Genomic DNA, 17,545 nt, shown 5'->3' with positions numbered 1-17,545 from the left:
AAACAGCTTGTATCCACTCACGATCCAGCACAAAGCCAGATCCGCAAGGACACGCGCCGTCCACGCTTCTCTTCCTCAGATGAACTTGTCAAAGAGCGACACCCGCTTAAAGCCAGTGTCTTCATAGATCAAGACGGAAAAGCGCCTCAGCGAATGCTGGTGGGTTGCTTTCAACCGTCTCGGGAAGTCTGTCCGGGCGGCCCGCCTTTGCTCAGGCACCGCGTCGGGAGGCGTCGTATAGGGTGCCTCAAACCGGGTGTCAACTCGGTATTTCCGGGTCGCGACAGGGTCCCGGCTCCGGGCCGGATCATCCTCTCGCGAAGCGGGGAAGCGGCCGCGCCGATCCTGCCGTGAGGACCCGTCGCGTCGCTTCCTCTATCTGGTGGCACGCCCCGCGCGCCGCAAGAGGGAGAGCCGCTCGTCGGGTCGGCCCCCGTGACCGGACCTTCGACCGGAACCGGATGGGTGGCGCCGTGCCGCGGGGCGGCCGGTCGCATCGCTGCGGGCCCTGCCAGCGCCTACAGGCCGTGGATGCTCGATCCTGAAACCCTCTTCGTCGCCGCGACCGGTCTCCTCGGCGCGGCCGGCCTCATTCTCGGGGCCCTCCCCCGCCGGTCCTGGCACAAGCTGGCCGGTGCCCGCCCGCGGATCGTCACCGACGAGGATCGATCCGCGCCCGCCCCCCTCGCCCTCGCCTCCTCGACCTGAGCGAAGGCGATGAAGGGTTCGGCAGGTCGGGCTCGCCCTTCGGCAGGGCGGCCCCTGTTTCGGACGGCCTCCGTCTCTGCCTTCAAGCGGATGGTGCGATCCTGCACCGCCGAGGGGTGCCGGATCCAACCTCTGCCCCCAAGGGGCTTGGTGGCCGCGCGCGCCTGTGGCACACGGTCCCCATGACCGACATGACGACCAACACCCATCCCTACACGCTCGAGATCCTTCCGCCGAAGGCCGAGGGTGCTTCCTATCAATGGGCGATCCGCCGGAGCGGCAAGCTGATCCAGCGCTCGGACCGCGCGCTCGCGAGCGAAGCGAAGGCGCGCGAGAACGGAATGGCGCAGATCGAGAGGCTGCTCTCGGGCGCAGGCGACCGCTAGTCGTCGCGATCTCCGCATCCCCGCGCCGGGCGACATCCCGGCGCGGGAGGGTCGGCGGAAATCCGCCGGCCCCTCTTTCGCCGTGTCGCCTCGGGCCGCCGGCCCTCTGATGGCCCCTGCGCCGCTCGATGCGCGCGCGGCGGCATCCTCACGACATGATCGTCCTCGGACGAGGCGATCCGCAGCGCGGTCGCGATCCGGGTTACCTGCTTCGCCCGCCGGAGCGGGACGGAGCTCTTCGCGACGCGGTGCGCGCCGCCCGCCGCCCGAAATCCCGCCGATCAGAAATCCCCGGACCGACATCCGGATGAGCGGACGCGCGCGCGGCCCGTGCCGGACCCGTAGGCCGGCACGGGCCGCGCGGCTCCGCCGTGGCGGTGATCCCGCGCCAGGCGCGCCCTACTCGACCTTCAGGTTCGCCGCGCTCTCCTTACCGGAGCGCCGGTCGGCCTCCACCTCGTAGGAGACCTTCTGGCCTTCGGCGAGGGTGCGCAGACCGGCCCGCTCGACGGCCGAGATGTGGACGAACACGTCCTTGCCGCCGTTGTCGGGCTGGATGAAGCCGTACCCCTTCGTCTCGTTGAACCACTTCACAGTGCCAGTGCTCATGATGGATATCCTAGCCGTTCCAGGCGGCCTTATCTGGATCCCTTCGCCGCTCCGGCAAGTCGCGATGCGCGAACTCCGTCCGTGAGGGCACGCTCGGGACGCGGCGCCGGGATGCGGAAACGAGAAAGCCCTGCCAGATCCTGGCAGGGCTCCTCAATGCGCGGGCCCAGGTCTCGGGCGGGCCCAGGTCTCAAGCGGGCGCGGTCTCAGGCGGCGCGGCGACCCGCGGCGACCGAGGCGTTCTCGTTCCCGGGACGCACGGCGGTGCGGGTTCCGGCCGAGGCGCCGCCGGAGACGGCGGTGAGCTCGCCGGCGGAGGCGCCGTTGCTCGGGGTCAGGCGGTCGGCCACGAAGGCGACGAGGGCGACGTTGGCGGCGCCGGCGGCGACGACGGCGGTGAGGAGCAGGGTGATCATGGTGGACGTCCCGTGTTGTGTTTGCGTTGCAGCATTTATGGCACCGCACACAGCGTTTTGGCATGCCAGATGCCACACACCAGTCATTCACCCAGCGCATGAGAGGGGGCGTTTGCGGGCCGAGACCCGGCAAATTTGCAGTATGGTGCCGCCTCATCTGTCCGCCGCGCGATATTCTGCATGGACAGACGACGGGTATTCCGGTTAAGGCCTTCCCGCGGACCTGCTCGAATAGCTCAGCTTAAGCTTGAGCTTTCGGCCTCGTCTGCTTGCGCCGGCAAGATGTAGGGAATCGTTGCATGTATAGCGCCAGGAGCCGCGAAGTTGCCGAGCCATGGCTCGTGCTGCCGGAGCCCGCGCTCGATCGCTACCTGCTGCGCTCGCGCCGCCGCGCCGCCAACGACAACAGCCGCCTCCCCTACCGGATTCCCCGCACGGTGCTGTTCGGCGCCTGCGCGGCGCTGATCAGCGTGCTCTCCCTCGCCGCCTCCCAGATCTGGTAGGTGCCGAGGCCCGTCGCCGGCCGGTTCGGTCGGGGTGGGCCGCCCGCAGGGCTCCACGACAGCGCGCCCTCCGCCGCAACGGAACCTTAGCATTCGTGGATGCGCGCGCGCCGCGGGCGTGCTCCATCGGTCGCCGGGCCCATTGATCCCACGGGGATGGCATGCAGACCTCCGCGCCTGCCTACAACGTCTTCCGTCGCAAGCGGCAGCCGGCTCTTCGCTGCGCCGTTCCCCTGGATCAGCCCGTGCCCTCGTTCGTGAGCGGCGAGACCTGGGATTTCGGCGGCACCGTCACGGGCGAGCAGCCGCCGCCCGGCTTCAAGCCGGAGGCTGCGGACGAGGCCGTGCGCCACACCGGCTATTACCTGTTCCACGCGGTCCAGGCGTAGCGGCGGGGCTTCGTCAGGGCGCGCGCTGCGTCGGCGGGGTGGATTGCGGGCATTCCGGAGGGCGCGGCCCCGTCGCCTGGCCCGGCGGATCGCAGGCCGCCACGGGCGGCTTCCCGGCTGCATCGTCCCGGGCGCTCCGCAGGAGGCCGAATCCCCAGAAGACGGCGACGCCGACGGCGACCGCCACGAACAGCGTGATCGCGATCCGGGGAAGCAGGCGGCTCATCACGGCGTCCTCGGCGTGGGAAAGGCTGGGCTCGGGCAATCGGGCAGAATGAGCTTGCCCACGGTGTTCTGCGGATCGCAGGCCGGGATCGCAGGCTTCCCGCCGTTCTCGGCCCGCCGCTTGTCCTGCGCGTCGGAGACCCAGAGGCCGATGCCGACCACGGCCACGATGGCGACGAGGGCGGTGGCCACGAGGGGAAGCCAGCGGGGCATGCGTTCAACCCTTCAGAATCGTGGCGATGACCTGCTTGGCCCGTTCGAGGTCGAGCTCGGCCTCCGCCACGGCAGCCTCGGCCTGCGCGAGACGGTGGACGGCGTGGAGCAGGTGCGAGCCCTTCGTCATCCCGGCCAGCGCATCGACGGCCTCCTGGTCAACCTCGATCAGCGCGGACGGGTCCCCGAGGAGCAGGGCGACCCGGTGCTCGCAATGGCGGCCCTCGGTGCCGTCCGCGCAGGTGCAGGTGAACCGCACGCCGCGATGCGTCCGCGTCGCCTCCATTCGATGCACGGCGGTACCGTCGGCGGCGCGCACGGAGAACACCAGGGCTGACATCAAGGCTCCTACCTCTGCGCCGGTCGCCACGGGGCCCGGCCCTGGTCCGCCTCATGGCACGGCTGCGCGGGTCGGCGCCATCCCGCCTCGATCCGTGGCGCCCGGGCCGCGCGGCTCCGGGACACCTTCGGGAGTTGACTTGCTGCCGCACGGCTCCCCTGTCGGGAGCCAGCGTCGCGCAGCCGCCCCCGACCCAGAGTCCCGATGATCGTCCGTCCCCGCCCCGGTCTCCTCGCCATCCTCGTCACCCTGCACGGCTCGATCCTGCCGCAGGTGGCGCTGAAGATCCTGTTCGTCACCGGCATCGCGTGCCTCGTGGTCGCGGCCGAGCGCCACTGGCCGGACCTCCTGGCCCTCCATGCCGGCGTCGCGCCCTTCACCCTCGTGGGCTTGGCGCTCTCGATCTTCCTGAGCTTCCGCAACAACGCCTGCTACGAGCGCTGGTGGGAGGCCCGCAAGCAATGGGGCCTCCTGATCGTCGCCATGCGCGGCCTCGCGCGCACGATTCCGGCTCTCCTCCCCGGCGAGGCGCAGGAGGCGCGCCGCCGCCGCCTGCTGCGCCGCCTGTCGGGCTTCGCGCACGCCCTGCACGCCTCGCTGCGCGCGCAGGATCCCGGCGCGGCGGCGGCACCGTGGCTGCCCGCGGACGAGGCCCGCGCCGCGGCGGCGCATCCCGACCCGGCGGACGCCGCCCTCCGCCACCTCGCCGCCGATCTCGGCGAGGCCCTGCGGGCGGGCGAGATCAGCGACGTGCTCTACGGCGTCTTCGAGGCCAAGCTCGACGCACTCTCCCGGATCCAGGCCGCCTGCGAGCGGATCAAGGGCACCCCCCTGCCCTTCGCCTACACGCTCCTGATCTACCGGACCTCATGGCTCTACTGCGCCCTCCTGCCCTTCGGCCTCGCGACCTCGCTCGGATGGGCGACGCCGCTGATCACCGCGCTCGTCGCCTACACGTTCTTCGGTCTCGACGCGCTGGGCGACGAGCTCGAGGAGCCGTTCGGCCTCGAGGCCAACGACCTGCCCCTGAACGCGCTCCTGCGGACCGTGGACGGGATCATCCTCGACGCCCTCGGCGAGCCCGCGCCGCCCGCCGTCCTGCCGGAGAGCTTCGTGCTGCAGTGATGCTGACGCTGACCCACCAATCTGGTCCGTGCTGAGCGCAAGTTTTTCGGGCTTCCTGAACCCTGAGTGTGACCGTTACGACCGACCACGGTGTCATCACGATCCTGGCCGGCAATGTCTCCGGGACGCTCGAGGTGCAGACCCTAGACGACCGGGTCCACGGCCCCGATCCGGACGTGACCGTGAAGCTGCTTGCCAGCAGCATCGGCACAGTCGATCCAGCCCGAGCGATCGGTCACGTCCTCGACGACGACCCCGCCCCGGCCCCGCAGAACCGCGCGTACTTCGGCAGCCTCAGCCACGACGTGCACAGCCCGGCTGGCGAGGTCTACGCCCTCTACGATGCAGTCCTGCAGCGCACTCCGGAAGCGGACGGCCAGCTGTCCTGGACGCAGGCGCGCGGTGAGGGCCTGCCTCTGCACGACCTTGCCGAGGCCCGACTCAAATCTGAGGAGGGTCAGAGCCACCTCGCGCAGGCAGATGACAGGAGCTTCGTCGAGGCGCGCTGGGACGGGAGGCGGAGCCGGCTGGGCTGCAGGCGTGGACCGACGCGCTCGCGCATAGCGTATCGCGCGCCGAGGTAGCGGTCGGGATCGTCCAGAGCCCGGAGGCGCACCAGCATCTCGCCAACCTGATCGAGCACGGCTGGCTACTGGCCACCTAGGAGGCGAAGTCTGACGCTGTGGCTCACGTCGGATGTCCGATGTGAGCCACGCTGCGGCCTTGGCAGAAGCCACATCGTATGTCCGCCTATCGGCAGATTAAGTTCTAAAGCCGACCAACTGCTTCCAGCCAACCCCGGCCGGCAGCTTTGCGCCCATTCCGGTCGTTTAGCCAGCCTCGGCCGCTTCTCTGAAGCGGCCCTTCGCGGACTAGGCATTAGCGAACCAAGCGGCCTCGGCTTTCACAAGCCACCACGCGGGTGAGACGCCAGCCACTGCAAAGCTTGGCAGAGCTCAAACGGGACCCTCGGCGGCCGTTCATGTCCTATGCTTAAGCCTAGTTCGGCGTCCGAACGACGACCACGTCTTGTTCCATCAAGGAGGGCACGCAGGAACTGTTGGAATGGGAGGGTCGTTGCGTTTCTCAGCCGGCCCATCGCTGATCCAGCGCCGGTCGGCACCTTCGAGGTTCAAGCGCGCGGCGCCGGCAGGGCATGAGCGACAACGACGACCCCTTCACCAACGAGCAGTTGACCGAACTGGCTCTGATGCAGGCGGAGAATGCGGCGCAGACCGGAAAGGCGCTGGCCGCGACGGCGCATCAGGCCATCGCCGGATTGGTGATGAACGCGCTTCTCTTGCACGAGCTGGAGCGTCTCGGCCTCGTCGACCACGACGCCGTGATGGCGGAGGCAGTCCAGCGCGCTCGGTCGATCCAACCGCCGGATGTCGGGGCCAGCGTCGCCCAGGTCATCAAGACCCTCTTCGACGGTGAGGCGCCCACCGCCCCGCGCGCAGACCTTACCCTCATCAATGGCGGCCTGATGGATGCACAATCCTGACGCAGCAGCAACAAGGCGGATCGTCCGAGTGCAAGTGGCCTCGGCGCCCTGGTTGCAAGATGTCACGACGTACAATTGGGAAACGGGTCGCGCGCAAAGAATGAACTCCCCTGTTTCGTCCGATGTCCCATCCGATCAAGCACGAATTCATGCATCAGATCATCTGGCGCAGGGAGTACGTTGCCATGCTCGCCTCTGCCGGATCATGCACAAACTGCGGCCCGAACGAGTTGGCCGCGGACGAGAGTTCCGTCTGGGCTGAGAAGGCGCCGTCCGTCGGCTTCATCCATCCCGATGTCGTGCGGGCGATCCACGCCGTCCTGACCGAACTCGGCGCCGACCGCGACGGCCTCATCGGTGAGGCGGGCCTCGATACTTGCCTCTTCGACAGGAGCAGCAAGCCCGTTCCGTTCACGGCCATCGGGCGCCTGATCGCGCTTGCGGCCGACCGCTCGCGCTGCCCCCATCTCGGATTGCTGGTCGGGCAGCGAACCACCCTGGCCTCCTTCGGCCTCCTCGGCGTGATGCTGCGCAACTGCGCCTCGGTGGGGGACGCCCTGCGGGCCCTGGAAGCTCATGCGTGCGTGCGAGACCGCGGGGCCATGGTTGGCCTCGGTGTCCACGACGATGTCGCCGTCCTCAGCTATGCCCCGCACGAGCCCGAGGCCGAGGGCGCGGCCCTGCATCTGGAGCGGGCGCTCGCCACGGTGACCAACATTCTGCGGGGGCTGTGCGGTCCCGATTGGGCGCCGCTGGAGGTTCTGCTGCCGCGCTCCGCGCCGCGCGACACGGCTCCTTACGGAGCCTTCTTCCGCGCGCCCGTCCGGTTCGACCAGGAAACGGCCGCCTTGGTGTTTGCGGCGGGACTTCTGGAGCAGCGGATCGCAGGCGCGGACCCGGCAACGCGCCAAAGGGTGGAGGATCCCATCCGCCGGCTCGAGGCAGATCTCCCCTCCACGCTGACGGACAAGCTTCGCGAATACCTCCAGACCGCCGTCACCCGGCAGCGCTGCAAAGCCGAGCGCGTGGCGCGCCTGAGACTGGTGAACCGCCGCACCTTGAGCCGCCGGCTGAGAGAAGAGGGCACGAGCTTCCGGCGACTGGCCAACGAGGCGCAGTTCCGCGTGGCCAAGCATCTTCTCGCCGACACCGGCATGGCCATCGGGCAGATCTCGGCGGCTCTCGACTTCTCCGAGCCTCCCGCGTTCACGCATGCTTTCCGCCGCTGGTCGGGTACGACGCCCAGCGCCTGGCGGCACGCGAACCGGCCGGAGATGAAGCGCGACGAGACCCACGAGGAAGCTCGCGTGCGCCGGAAGAGGGACACAGGATGCAGCAGCACGTTCCTGCCTGGGCCTGCGCCCTCCTGATGCTCACTGGGGAGGCGAGCGCGCAGGGCGCCCGCACGCCTCTGCTGGATCGGGCGGATGCGCGCATGCAGATCGGCGCCGCCTCGCTGGTGCCGACGCTCCGCGGCCGCTGGCTCTATGCCGATCATAAGCTTGTCGTCGGTCGCGTGCAGGATGTGCGGGTCTCGGCCGACGGCACCACGCTCGTCGCCGTGGTGGCCCGCCGACGCTGGCTCGGCGGTGGGGAGATCGGCATGCCGGTTCCTCTTCTGCGGCAGGCGGACAACGACCTCACCGTGAGCGGCACACGCGAGACCATCCGGCAGATCCCGCTCCTCAGGCCGTGAGGCACCGGCATGAGACCGTTGTGGCTGAGAAGTCTAAAGCTTGGACAGCCACCCAGGAAAATTTGGCGCGTCGATGATCGGAGGTGACCAAATGAGTATCGCCAGTATCCTGGTCTCTCTGGACCTCGGAACGAAGGCTGCCGAACGCGTTCGCCTCGCCGCCGGTCTCGCAAGCCGTTTCGGCGCGACCCTCACGGGTATCGCCGCGCGTAAAATTCCCACACCCGGCCCAGGCGAGGACCTCAAGACGATACAGGCCGCCTACAAGGAGGAGCAGGCCAAGCTCGACGAGGATCTGAAACGGTGCCGGGAGGTCTTCGAGCGGAGTTGCGGCACGGAGATCCGGACGGCTTGGCATCAGGCAGAGGCCGACGCCACAAGCTTCCTAGTCCGCCGAGCGCTCGCCGCCGATCTCGTGATTGTCGGACGCGAGACGGACAACGATGCCGGATCCTTGGCCGTCCAGCCCGGTGCCCTGCTGATGGAAGTCGGCCGGCCGGTTCTGATTACGCCGGGCACCGATCACCTCAGGGCCGAACGGATCGTCGTCGCATGGAAGGACGCGCCCGAGGCGCGGCGCGCGGTTTCGGCCGCTCTGCCGCTAATCCGCCGCGCGAAGCAGGTCTTCGTCGTGAGCGCGGGTGAGGAGGCGCGCGGCACCGGTGCCGAGCAGGTCTGCGAGTTCCTCGGCCTTCACGGCGCGCAGGCGACCACGCATCTGCTGACCGCGACGAACCGTGAGGTCGCCGATGAGATCTTGCGGTTCACGACACGAGAAGATGCGGACCTTCTGGTCATGGGCGGGTACGGCCATTCTCGGTTGCGGGAATGGCTGTTCGGCGGCGTGACGCGGGACGTCCTGCAGACTTCGCCTATGTGCTGCCTGATGAGCCACTGATGGAGGAGGGCTCGGAAGCCCTGGCCAACTGGCTGTCCATCCGCCGAAGACTGGGTAGAGCTCGTCCCGAGTCGATTGTCACATCGGCCACATCTGATGTCCCCGTCGACCAAGTGTCCCCGATGATCAAGCGCACTATCGTCCTCGCTGTAGAGTGAGGCTCAGAACGGGGGCGGGTTTATCTTGTTGCGTAGGGGACAGCGGACGCTGCAGCAATCCTGATCGGAGGAGGCACCTCGTCTTCGCGCGAAGCGCATTCTCTTCCCGCGGATCGGCGTCCACTTCGCTTCATGGCGCGCTCGCGCACCGGCCCATGGCGCCTGCGCAGGGAGGCGTGAGCATGCGAATTGCGATGTTCAGCGCGAAGAACTACGAGCGCGCGCTTCTCAATGAACTCAATGCAGGTCACGGGCATGACCTCGTCTATTTCGATGCGCTGCTCGAACCCGAGACCGCCCCTCTCGCTGCCGGCTTTCCGGCGGTCAGTGTCTTCGTCAACGATACCGTCAATCGCGACGTCCTGAGAAGCCTCGCCCAGGGCGAGACGAAGCTCGTTGCGACGCGCTGCACCGGATTCAATCACATCGACTTGGAGGCCGCAGAGGAATTTGGCATTCGCGTCGTGCGAGTCGCCAACTACTCGCCGAACTCCGTGGCAGAGTTCGCGGTGGGCTTGCTCCTTGCGCTCAACCGCAAAATCCATCGGGCCTACAATCGAACGCGCGAGGGCAACTTCAAGCTCGACGGGCTCATGGGGTTCGATCTCGTCGGCCGTACCGTGGCGGTGATCGGCACGGGGCGGATCGGGACTATCTTCGCCCGCATCATGGCCGGCTTCGGCTGCACGGTGATCGGGTTCGACGTGCATCGCTCGCCCGAGTTCGAGGCGATCGGAGGCCGCTACGTCGATGCGAAAGGCGTCGAAGAGGCGGACGTCATCTCCATGCATTGCCCGCTGACGCCCGAGACCTATCACATCGTCGACGCGCGGACGCTCGGGCGCGTGAAAACGGGCGCCCTCCTGATCAATACGAGCCGAGGCGGATTGATCGACACCGACGCGGCGATCGATGCCTTGAAGTCCGGCCGGCTGGGCGGGATGGCCATCGATGTCTACGAGCAGGAAGCGGATCTGTTCTACAGAGATCTGTCGAGCGCCGTGATCCCGGACGACGTGATCCAGCGCCTCGTCTCGTTTCCGAACGTGATCGTGACGGGCCACCAAGCCTTCTTCACCCGCGAGGCCTTGGAGACGATCCTCGGCACGACGCTCGCGAGCATCTCGGAATTCGAAGCGGGGCGTCCCCTCACCTTTGAGATCGCCCCGCCTGGCCGCGCCCGAGAATGATCTATGCTGCGCCCGCGCTATATTCCGCCCGAAAACATCTTCCCGCCGAACCCGTGGGCGTTCGAGGCCGTCCGCTACGACGCGAGACTTGCGCGCGAACTGGCCGGACAGGCCGAGACGATGTTTGCCCTGTCGAACGGGTATCTGGGCATCCGCGGCGCGGTGGAGGAAGGCACACCTGTCCGGGAGGCGGGCACATATCTCAACGGCTTCTATGAACACCGGCCGATCTCCTACGGTGAGCATGCCTACGGCTTCCCGACCGTCGGCCAGAGCATCCTGAACTGCCCGAACGGCACGGCTCTGAAGCTCTTCGTCGAGGACGAGCCGTTCGTCGTGCCGCAGGCCGAAGTTCTGGATTACCGGCGCTCCCTCGATCTGAGAGCCGGCACCCTGAACCGGGAGGTCCGCTGGGTGTCCCCCACGGGCAAGCGCTTGCACATGCGGACGGTCCGGCTGGTCTCGCTCGCGCATCGGCATCTCGCCGCGATCGAGTTCGAGCTCATTGCGGAGGACGCGGATGTCGAGGTCGCGGTGTCGTCCGAGCTCGAGAACGATCAGCCGTTGAGCGCCGACACCACGGATCCTCGTCTCGCGGAGGGGTTTGTCGGCCGGGTTCTGCACCCCGCCGGGACGCGATCCGAGGGCCTGCGGGCGATACTGAGTTACCAAACCGGAAGCTCCGGCTTGAGCCTCGGCTGCGGCATGGACCACAGCGTCTTCACCGAATGCTCGATGCTCGCCGAGTTGAGCTGCGACGATGATTTTGCTGCCGCCGTCTTCCGCTGCAAACTCTCGCGGAACAAGCCCCTGCGCATCTGCAAGTACTTGAGCTATCACTATTCGGACGATCCAGACCCTGCGCAGATCCTGTTCCAGACCACCTCCACCCTCAACCGCGCGACGACGCATGGATTTCAGGCGATCCTTGAGCGCCAGAGGAGCGATGTCGAGCGCTTCTGGGCGCGGGCCGATGTCACGGTGGAGAGCGACAATCCGAGGACGCAGCAGACGATCCGGTGGAACCTCTTTCAGCTTCTGCAAGCCTCAGAGCGAGCGGAAGGGCATGGGATCGGCGCAAGGGGTCTGACCGGACGGACCTACGAGGGACATTACTTCTGGGACACGGAAATCTATGTCCTTCCGTTCCTGATCTATACGAATCCTCCGATCGCGCGCAGCGTCCTTAAATTTCGCTACGATATGCTGGACAAGGCGCGGGCGCGGGCGCGCGAACTGGGACACCGCGGAGCCACCTTCCCCTGGCGGACGATCAACGGTGAGGAGGCGTCAGCCTACTACGCGGCGGGAACCGCGCAGTACCACATCAATGCCGACATCGCCTACGCGCTGCGGAAATACGTCGAGGTCGCCGGCGATGAGGAGTTTCTCTGGAGCTACGGCGCAGAGATCCTGATCGAGACCGCGCGCCTCTGGTTCGATCTCGGCTTCTTCTCTGACGCCAAAGGTGGCCGCTTCTGCATCAACGGCGTCACCGGACCGGACGAATATACGGCGATCGTCAACAACAACTGCTTCACCAACCTGATGGCGCGGGAAAACCTGCGCTACGCCGTCCAGACGCTGCGCACTCTCGAACGACTGCACCCTGACCGGTTCGCTGCGCTGGTCGCTCGCACGGGTCTGGAACGTCCCGAACTCGGCCACTGGGAAGAGGCGGCCGAGCGGATGTATCTGCCCTACGATGAGCGCCTCGGAATCCATCCTCAGGATGACGACTTCCTCGACCTGGAACGTTGGGATTTCGCGTCGACATCGGAGGATGATTATCCCCTCCTGCTGCACTACCATCCTCTAAATCTCTACAGATCTCAGGTGATCAAGCAGGCAGACACCGTGATGGCCATGTTCCTGCTGAATGGCCATTTCACGCGGGACGAGAAGAGGCGGAATTTCGCGTATTATGATCCTCTGACGACGCACGACTCGTCCCTGTCGGTCTGCATTCAGAGCATCATCGCGAACGAGATCGGGCTCGAACAGAAAGCGATCGCGTATTTCGACTTCGCTGCGGCGATGGACATGTCCGATATCGGCGGCAACATGATGCACGGCGCTCACGTCGCCGCGATCGGCGGTACGTGGCTCGCCCTCGCCTACGGCTTCGCCGGACTGCGCGACAGCGAGGGCCGCATCTCGTTCAATCCCATCTTGCCGAAGGCGTGGTCGGCCCTGAAGCTCGTCCTGACCGTGAGAGGACAGACGTTTCGGGTCGAGATCGACCACGCCTCGGCGACCTATCGGCTTCTGAATGGCGAGCGTTTGGATTTCTCGCACGTGGGGGACGATTGCGTCCTAACCTCCGCCGAGCCGGTTCTGACCCGCCCGGTCGGGCCGGTGCGGTCGGACCCTCGCGGCTTCGGCGAGGCGAATTGACCTGCGGGCGGCGGGGCGCCAGCGGAGGGCCAAGGTCCGGCAAGAGGACAGGCCGGGCCCGGCGCACGGAAGCGGAGCGTTCTTCCATGATGGCCTCAATCAGCGAACTCATCGGCACACAGCCGATTCTCGCGCTCTTCCTCGCCATCGGCCTCGGTTACGCGGTGGGACAGATCCGGTTCCTGGACTTCTCGCTCGGCGTGGGCGCGGTGCTCTTCGTCGGCCTGTTCATCGGTGCCATCGCACCCAAGGTGCAGATCGCGGGGCCGCTCGGGCTGGTCGGGCTGATCATGTTCCTCTACGCGATCGGCATTCTCTACGGCCGCCAGTTCTTCGAGGGCCTGTCGGGACCCGGGCGCATCTACAACCTACTCGCGGCCATTGCTGTCATCGCCGGACTGCTGGTGGCGCTCGGCCTCGGCGCCGTCTTTCAGGTCAGTCTCAGCCACACGCTCGGCATTTTCGCCGGATCAATGGTCAGCACGGCGGCCTTGCAGGCCGCGATCGACACCATCGGAAACCGGGATCCCTCCATCGGCTACTCGGTCACCTATCCGTTCGGCGTGATCGGCCCCATCCTCTGCCTGTACTTCATGACGCGGCGCGTGAAGCCGGTCTTTCCGCCCCAGCCCATCCGCTTCCATATCGGCGAGGTTACGGTCGAGCGCTTGCCGGCCGCCGGCGCCACGCTCGGCGCGGTCATGGCCACTCTGCCCGAGGGCGTGCAGATCGCGGGCGTGCGACAGGAGCACCACAACCGGCTGCCCGATCCGGATCTCGAACTGCATCCCGGCGACGCTCTCCTGATCGCGGCCGATCGGGCGGTGGCCGTGGACGAGGTCGCCTCGGTCCTCGGCCACATCGACCGGGGCCGGCTCGCAAGGGATCGCGGCGACATCACCTATCAGCGCTTCTTCGTCTCGAAGCCGGCGCTGACCGGCGTGAAGCTCGCGGAGCTACCCCTCCCACCTGGCATCCCGATCCGCGTTCTGCACGTCCGCCGCTATGACATGGACGTGATGCCCACGCCGGACCTGATGCTGGAGCTGGGAGACCGGGTCGGAGTCCTCGTGGCACCCGACCACGTGGCCGAGGCGCGGGCGCATTTCGGCGATACGGTGAAGGCGGCCGCGGACTTCAGCTACGTCTCGGTCGGGCTCGGCATGGTGCTCGGCGTGCTTCTCGGCCTGATCCCGATCCCGGTACCGGGTGTGGGCACCGTCACCCTCGGCATCGGCGGCGGCCCGCTCATCGTCGCGCTGATCCTCGGCAGGCTTCGGCGCACCGGGCCGCTCAGCTGGGTGATGCCGTTGCCCGCCAACATCGTGCTGCGCAATCTCGGCCTGACGCTATTCCTGGCTACGGTCGGGATCAACTCGGGCCAGGCCTTCGTCACGACCGTCGCACAGACCGGACCGTTGATGCTGCTGATCGGTGTGGCGATGTTGCTGACCACGGTGGCGATCGTGCTGCTCGCAGGCTTCTACCTGCTCAAAATCCCGTTCGACGATCTGCTCGGCGTCGCCTCTGGCGCCACGGGCAATCCCGCGATTCTGGCCTATTCCGCGCGCACGGCCCCAACCGACCGGCCGGACGTGTGCTACGCGATGATCTTTCCCTCGATGACCATCGTGAAGGTCTTCAGCGTGCAGGTGCTCGGCCTGCTCTCTCTCGCTGGCTGACCCTCGGCGATACGCCTCGAAACGGATGGTCAGCGCGTTCAGCTATGCATCGACATCCGCGAGGCCACGCGCGGCTTCCGACGACAGGTCGACACGCAGTGGCGACCGAGCTTCCAGGTTCCGCGTGAGGCCCGCGACGGTGACGTCCAACGCGTCGCCTTCAATCAGCGTCGCTTCCACTGCATTGGCGGTCACGCTAAGCCCGACGGATCGGCCTCTCCACCGCACCTTGAAGGAGAGGCGGTTCCAAGAGGGCGGCAGCTTGGGGTCGAGCTCCAAGGTCTCGCCCACGAGGTTCAGGCCCGCAATGCCCAGGATCGCGGCCTGCCACAGCCCGCCAAGCCCGGCGATTCGGATGCCGCCGGCGCTGTTCGGATCGGTATCGAGGTCGAGGGAGGCCGTCTCCCGCATGTACCGGAGCGCCATGTCGGCGTCTCCGAGCCGAGCGGCCACGCGTGCATGCATCGCCGCGCTCAACGAGCTGCCATGGGCACAGCGCGGCTCGTAGTGGCGGAAGTTGATCATTGCCCGACGGTCGGGGAACGCCTCGGGCAATAAGGCTATCAGGGCCACCACGTCGGCCTGCTTGATGACCTGCGAGCCTTGCGTCTGCTCACGACCTATCACCACGTCGATCGGGAGCGCGTGATCGGCGTAATCCGCAACGTTCAGCTGCTTCAATGCGTGGAAGCCGGCGAACTGCTCGTAGAGTCCGGTCCTGGGGTCGAGGCCAGTGACGATCCGGGCGATCGCGTCCCGCCAGTCGTCGAGCTCGCGGTCGTCGAGGGCGAGCTTGTCCTGAAGCGCGCAGGCGTGATCGGGCCAGCGGTGCCGCAGCAGGTCCAGCGATTCCAGGGCACACGCGATGTTCCAGCGCGCCATCACGTTGGTGAAGGCATTGTCGTCCACATCCTCGTGGTACTCATCCGGCCCGATCACTTGGCGGATGTGGCGCCAGCCATCCGCCTCAACGACGGCTCGGGAGGCCCAGAAGCGGGCTGTTTCGAGGAGGATCTCGGCACCCGCATCGCGAAAGAACCCGTCGTCGCCGGTGGCGCGCCAGTACTGCCAGACCGCGTAGGCGACGTCGGCGCTGATGTGGTGCTCCATCTTGCCGGTCAGGATCTCGATCGGCTTCCCGTCGGGCCCCAGCACCGATTCCGGTGTGGTCTCGATGCCTGTGTCGGCCGATTCCCAGGGGTAGAGCGCACCTCGGTACCCGCAGAGCTCAGCTTTCGCGCGCGCCCCGGGCAGGGTGTGGTACCGGTACATCAGCAGCGCGCGCGCCGCGTCCGGCCAGACCGCGGTGTAGAACGGCAGGAGATAGGTCTCGGTGTCCCAGAAGACGTGGCCGAAATAGGCATCGCCGGTCAGGCCGCGCGCGCCGATCGACACCCGGTCGTCGTTCGGGTTCGCCGCGCTCGTCAGATGATACACGGCGAACCGCAGGGCACGCTGCAGGTCGTCGTCACCCTCGATGCAGATGCCGCTGGCGCTCCAATGCGCGTCCCAGGCGGCCTCGTGCCCCTCAAGGATGGCGCGCCAACCCGCGGAGGTGCTGCGCTCCAGCGCGGCCGCGGCTCGCGGCACCGGATCTTCCGCCGACCGGTCGGCCCGCGCGACGGCGACGAGGCGGGAGAATTCAGCAACTTCACCGGCCTTCGAGCGCCATCGGAAAATCCAACGCAGCGGGAACGGGCGCTCAGGCTCGAGCGAGGCATCGTCCAGGCGCAGCGACGCGGCGCCGGCCATCGCGACGACCTTGCCGGTCCCCTCGGTTCGCCACGCGCCGAGGTCGGCCTCGAGACGCACCGGCTCCATGCCGAGGCCGGCAAGCCCGAAGCTCGCTTCGAAGCGCACTTCGACGCCGTCACGGTCCAGCACGATCCGCTGCAGCTGCAGCCCCATCGCTCGGTCAGCCAGTGACAGAAGGCGAAGCTCGTGGCCCGTCGCGGTGATGCCTGCCGGTGTCCGGTGCGTCCATTCGGAGAGCAGCACGCCGCGCCGCATGTCGAGCCGACGCAGGCCGTGAAGCATCTCGCCCTCGCGTGCCACCAGCGGCTCTCCATCGAGGATGAGGCGGACCCGCGACCAGTCGGCGACAGGCACGAGCGCCGGCACGGGCGGCTCGGTGTTCGGCATGTCGAATAGCCCGGCCACGTAGCAGCGCGGCCACGAGGCCCATCGGATGTAGCTGAGCCAACTCGCCCAGGTCGGTCCTCGGCCCGTCGACCGCGACGCGCGCATGCCGAGGAACCCGTTGCCGAGAGCGAAGCGCGACTCGACGGCGCTTTCCGTGAGCACGCTGTAGCCTTCGTGGGCCAGAACCCAGCCGGGCTCCTCTGTCGGTTGAAGCGCCTCAAGCATTTGCGACAGGCTCCTCGACGGTCCGGGCGCGCAGAGTGCCCGTGGCCAGGGCGGCGATCTCGACGTGGTCGAGGCTTGTGACGACGAGGTCGGCACCGGCCTCGCGCAGCAGTGCCTCGTCGTTGAGCCGGGCGATTCCGAGTCCGGTCATCCCACCTGCGCGCGCCGCCCGGATCCCGGCAGGCGCGTCCTCCACCACGACGCACCGCGCCGGCGGCGTTTCCACGGCTTCGGCCGCGAGCAGGAAGAGCGCCGGATCCGGCTTGCCCTTCAGCACCTCCCGGCCGCTGAGGTCGGCGTCGAACAGCTGGAGGAGCGTCCGCCCGTCCGGAAGCTTCAGGCGGCTCAGCATCGCGGCGGCGTTCTTCGACGAAGAGGCCAGCGCCAGCCGCAGCCCAGCCGCCTTCAGCGCGGCGGAGAAGCGCAAGGCGTCCGGAAACACCTCGAAGCTGCCCTCCGCGATGAACCGGTCGATGAGGGCCTGCTTCCTGTCCGCGTATTCCGCGGCTCGGGCAGCGGCCTCCACCCCGCCGAGCCGCTCCAGAGCCGCCCGAGCACCCTCGAGGCGCCGCTTTCCGGCAACGTTGGCCTGATAGAAGGCGGTGGTGAAGCCTGCCGGATCGACGAATCCTGTCAGTGCCTCGCGCCACGCGCGCTCGTGCGGCGAATCCACGAGCACGCCGTCCACGTCGAAGATCGCCGCGAGGAGTGCCGGTCTCACCGCACCCGACGCCGATCG

The 17,545-nt window shown here is 67.5% G+C and carries 21 protein-coding genes; 14 read left to right on the top strand and 7 right to left on the bottom strand.

The features are described from left to right. The first annotated feature begins 531 nt into the window (after window positions 1-531). A complete protein-coding gene (locus J2X36_RS21220) occupies window positions 532-708 on the top strand; it encodes a hypothetical protein (protein ID WP_165937777.1) in 177 nt (58 codons plus the stop codon). A 182-nt stretch (window positions 709-890) separates the two neighbouring features. Then, entirely contained in the window at window positions 891-1,094 is a 204-nt protein-coding gene (locus J2X36_RS21215) for a hypothetical protein (protein WP_132250864.1), read from the top strand. 399 nt (window positions 1,095-1,493) lie between these two features. On the opposite strand, the gene J2X36_RS21210 is transcribed toward J2X36_RS21215, so the two are convergent. After that, on the bottom strand, window positions 1,494-1,703 hold the full coding sequence (locus tag J2X36_RS21210) for a cold-shock protein (protein ID WP_132250866.1): 210 nt from the start codon (window positions 1,701-1,703) through the stop codon (window positions 1,494-1,496). Between the two features lie 206 nt (window positions 1,704-1,909). Further along, the gene (locus J2X36_RS21205) at window positions 1,910-2,119 is read right to left on the bottom strand and encodes a hypothetical protein (protein ID WP_132250868.1); all 210 of its coding nucleotides are present in this window, start codon (window positions 2,117-2,119) and stop codon (window positions 1,910-1,912) included. 299 nt (window positions 2,120-2,418) lie between these two features. Between J2X36_RS21205 and J2X36_RS21200 the strand changes: the two genes are divergently transcribed. Together J2X36_RS21200 and J2X36_RS21195 are read left to right on the top strand one after the other, a co-directional pair. Continuing rightward, a complete protein-coding gene (locus J2X36_RS21200) occupies window positions 2,419-2,622 on the top strand; it encodes a hypothetical protein (RefSeq protein WP_310353467.1) in 204 nt (67 codons plus the stop codon). A gap of 161 nt (window positions 2,623-2,783) precedes the next feature. Further along, window positions 2,784-3,011 carry a hypothetical protein gene (locus tag J2X36_RS21195; RefSeq protein ID WP_310353464.1) on the top strand — a complete coding sequence of 76 codons (228 nt, stop codon included), beginning with the start codon at window positions 2,784-2,786 and terminating at the stop codon, window positions 3,009-3,011. Between the two features lie 13 nt (window positions 3,012-3,024). Here J2X36_RS21195 and J2X36_RS21190 read toward each other — a convergent pair whose 3' ends face one another. From J2X36_RS21190 to J2X36_RS21180, 3 genes are read right to left on the bottom strand one after another with little or no spacing between them, the layout of a single operon-like run. Continuing rightward, window positions 3,025-3,237: a molecular chaperone-like protein gene (locus J2X36_RS21190; protein WP_310353463.1), complete on the bottom strand. Its 213-nt coding sequence runs from the start codon at window positions 3,235-3,237 to the stop codon at window positions 3,025-3,027. Continuing rightward, on the bottom strand, window positions 3,237-3,449 hold the full coding sequence (locus J2X36_RS21185; protein ID WP_132250875.1) for a hypothetical protein: 213 nt from the start codon (window positions 3,447-3,449) through the stop codon (window positions 3,237-3,239). Before J2X36_RS21185 ends, J2X36_RS21190 begins: the two co-directional genes overlap by 1 nt. A gap of 4 nt (window positions 3,450-3,453) precedes the next feature. Then, window positions 3,454-3,789 (bottom strand): hypothetical protein, encoded by a 336-nt coding sequence (locus tag J2X36_RS21180; protein WP_132250877.1) that lies wholly within the window; start codon window positions 3,787-3,789, stop codon window positions 3,454-3,456. A gap of 204 nt (window positions 3,790-3,993) precedes the next feature. On the opposite strand from J2X36_RS21180, the gene J2X36_RS21175 reads away from it, so the two are divergent. From J2X36_RS21175 to J2X36_RS21135, 10 genes are all read left to right on the top strand, one after another. After that, entirely contained in the window at window positions 3,994-4,914 is a 921-nt protein-coding gene (locus tag J2X36_RS21175; RefSeq protein ID WP_132250879.1) for a bestrophin family protein, read from the top strand. Window positions 4,915-4,982: 68 nt separating this feature from the next. Next, window positions 4,983-5,498: a hypothetical protein gene (locus tag J2X36_RS21170; RefSeq protein WP_310353461.1), complete on the top strand. Its 516-nt coding sequence runs from the start codon at window positions 4,983-4,985 to the stop codon at window positions 5,496-5,498. Further along, on the top strand, window positions 5,447-5,578 hold the full coding sequence (locus J2X36_RS26935; protein WP_405029835.1) for a hypothetical protein: 132 nt from the start codon (window positions 5,447-5,449) through the stop codon (window positions 5,576-5,578). The genes J2X36_RS21170 and J2X36_RS26935 overlap by 52 nt, the downstream gene beginning before the upstream one ends. 492 nt (window positions 5,579-6,070) lie before the next feature. Next, the gene (locus J2X36_RS21165) at window positions 6,071-6,418 is read left to right on the top strand and encodes a hypothetical protein (protein ID WP_132250883.1); all 348 of its coding nucleotides are present in this window, start codon (window positions 6,071-6,073) and stop codon (window positions 6,416-6,418) included. A 185-nt stretch (window positions 6,419-6,603) separates the two neighbouring features. Then, a complete protein-coding gene (locus J2X36_RS21160; RefSeq protein WP_310353457.1) occupies window positions 6,604-7,788 on the top strand; it encodes an AraC family transcriptional regulator in 1,185 nt (394 codons plus the stop codon). Continuing rightward, window positions 7,749-8,114, top strand: a complete 366-nt coding sequence (locus J2X36_RS21155; RefSeq protein ID WP_310353456.1) for a PRC-barrel domain containing protein — start codon at window positions 7,749-7,751, stop codon at window positions 8,112-8,114. The genes J2X36_RS21160 and J2X36_RS21155 overlap by 40 nt, the downstream gene beginning before the upstream one ends. A 91-nt stretch (window positions 8,115-8,205) precedes the next feature. Further along, complete coding sequence (locus tag J2X36_RS21150) at window positions 8,206-9,012, top strand: universal stress protein (protein ID WP_310353453.1); 807 nt, start codon at window positions 8,206-8,208, stop codon at window positions 9,010-9,012. Window positions 9,013-9,352: 340 nt separating this feature from the next. Continuing rightward, window positions 9,353-10,360, top strand: coding sequence for a 2-hydroxyacid dehydrogenase (locus J2X36_RS21145; protein ID WP_310353486.1), 1,008 nt, complete (start codon window positions 9,353-9,355; stop codon window positions 10,358-10,360). Between the two features lie 3 nt (window positions 10,361-10,363). Continuing rightward, window positions 10,364-12,757, top strand: coding sequence for a glycosyl hydrolase family 65 protein (locus J2X36_RS21140; protein ID WP_310353451.1), 2,394 nt, complete (start codon window positions 10,364-10,366; stop codon window positions 12,755-12,757). An 86-nt stretch (window positions 12,758-12,843) separates the two neighbouring features. Next, complete coding sequence (locus J2X36_RS21135) at window positions 12,844-14,439, top strand: TrkA C-terminal domain-containing protein (RefSeq protein ID WP_310353449.1); 1,596 nt, start codon at window positions 12,844-12,846, stop codon at window positions 14,437-14,439. A 42-nt stretch (window positions 14,440-14,481) separates the two neighbouring features. On the opposite strand, the gene J2X36_RS21130 is transcribed toward J2X36_RS21135, so the two are convergent. Then, on the bottom strand, window positions 14,482-16,806 hold the full coding sequence (locus J2X36_RS21130; protein ID WP_310353446.1) for a glycosyl hydrolase family 65 protein: 2,325 nt from the start codon (window positions 16,804-16,806) through the stop codon (window positions 14,482-14,484). Beyond that, window positions 16,799-17,527, bottom strand: a complete 729-nt coding sequence (locus tag J2X36_RS21125) for an HAD-IA family hydrolase (RefSeq protein WP_310353444.1) — start codon at window positions 17,525-17,527, stop codon at window positions 16,799-16,801. Before J2X36_RS21125 ends, J2X36_RS21130 begins: the two co-directional genes overlap by 8 nt. Window positions 17,528-17,545: the final 18 nt, after the last annotated feature.

The organism is Methylobacterium sp. BE186 (assembly GCF_031457035.1).
GTDB lineage: Bacteria > Pseudomonadota > Alphaproteobacteria > Rhizobiales > Beijerinckiaceae > Methylobacterium > Methylobacterium segetis.
Note: the sequence above shows the minus strand (reverse complement) of the source record. Positions and strands in the feature narration are given on the sequence as shown.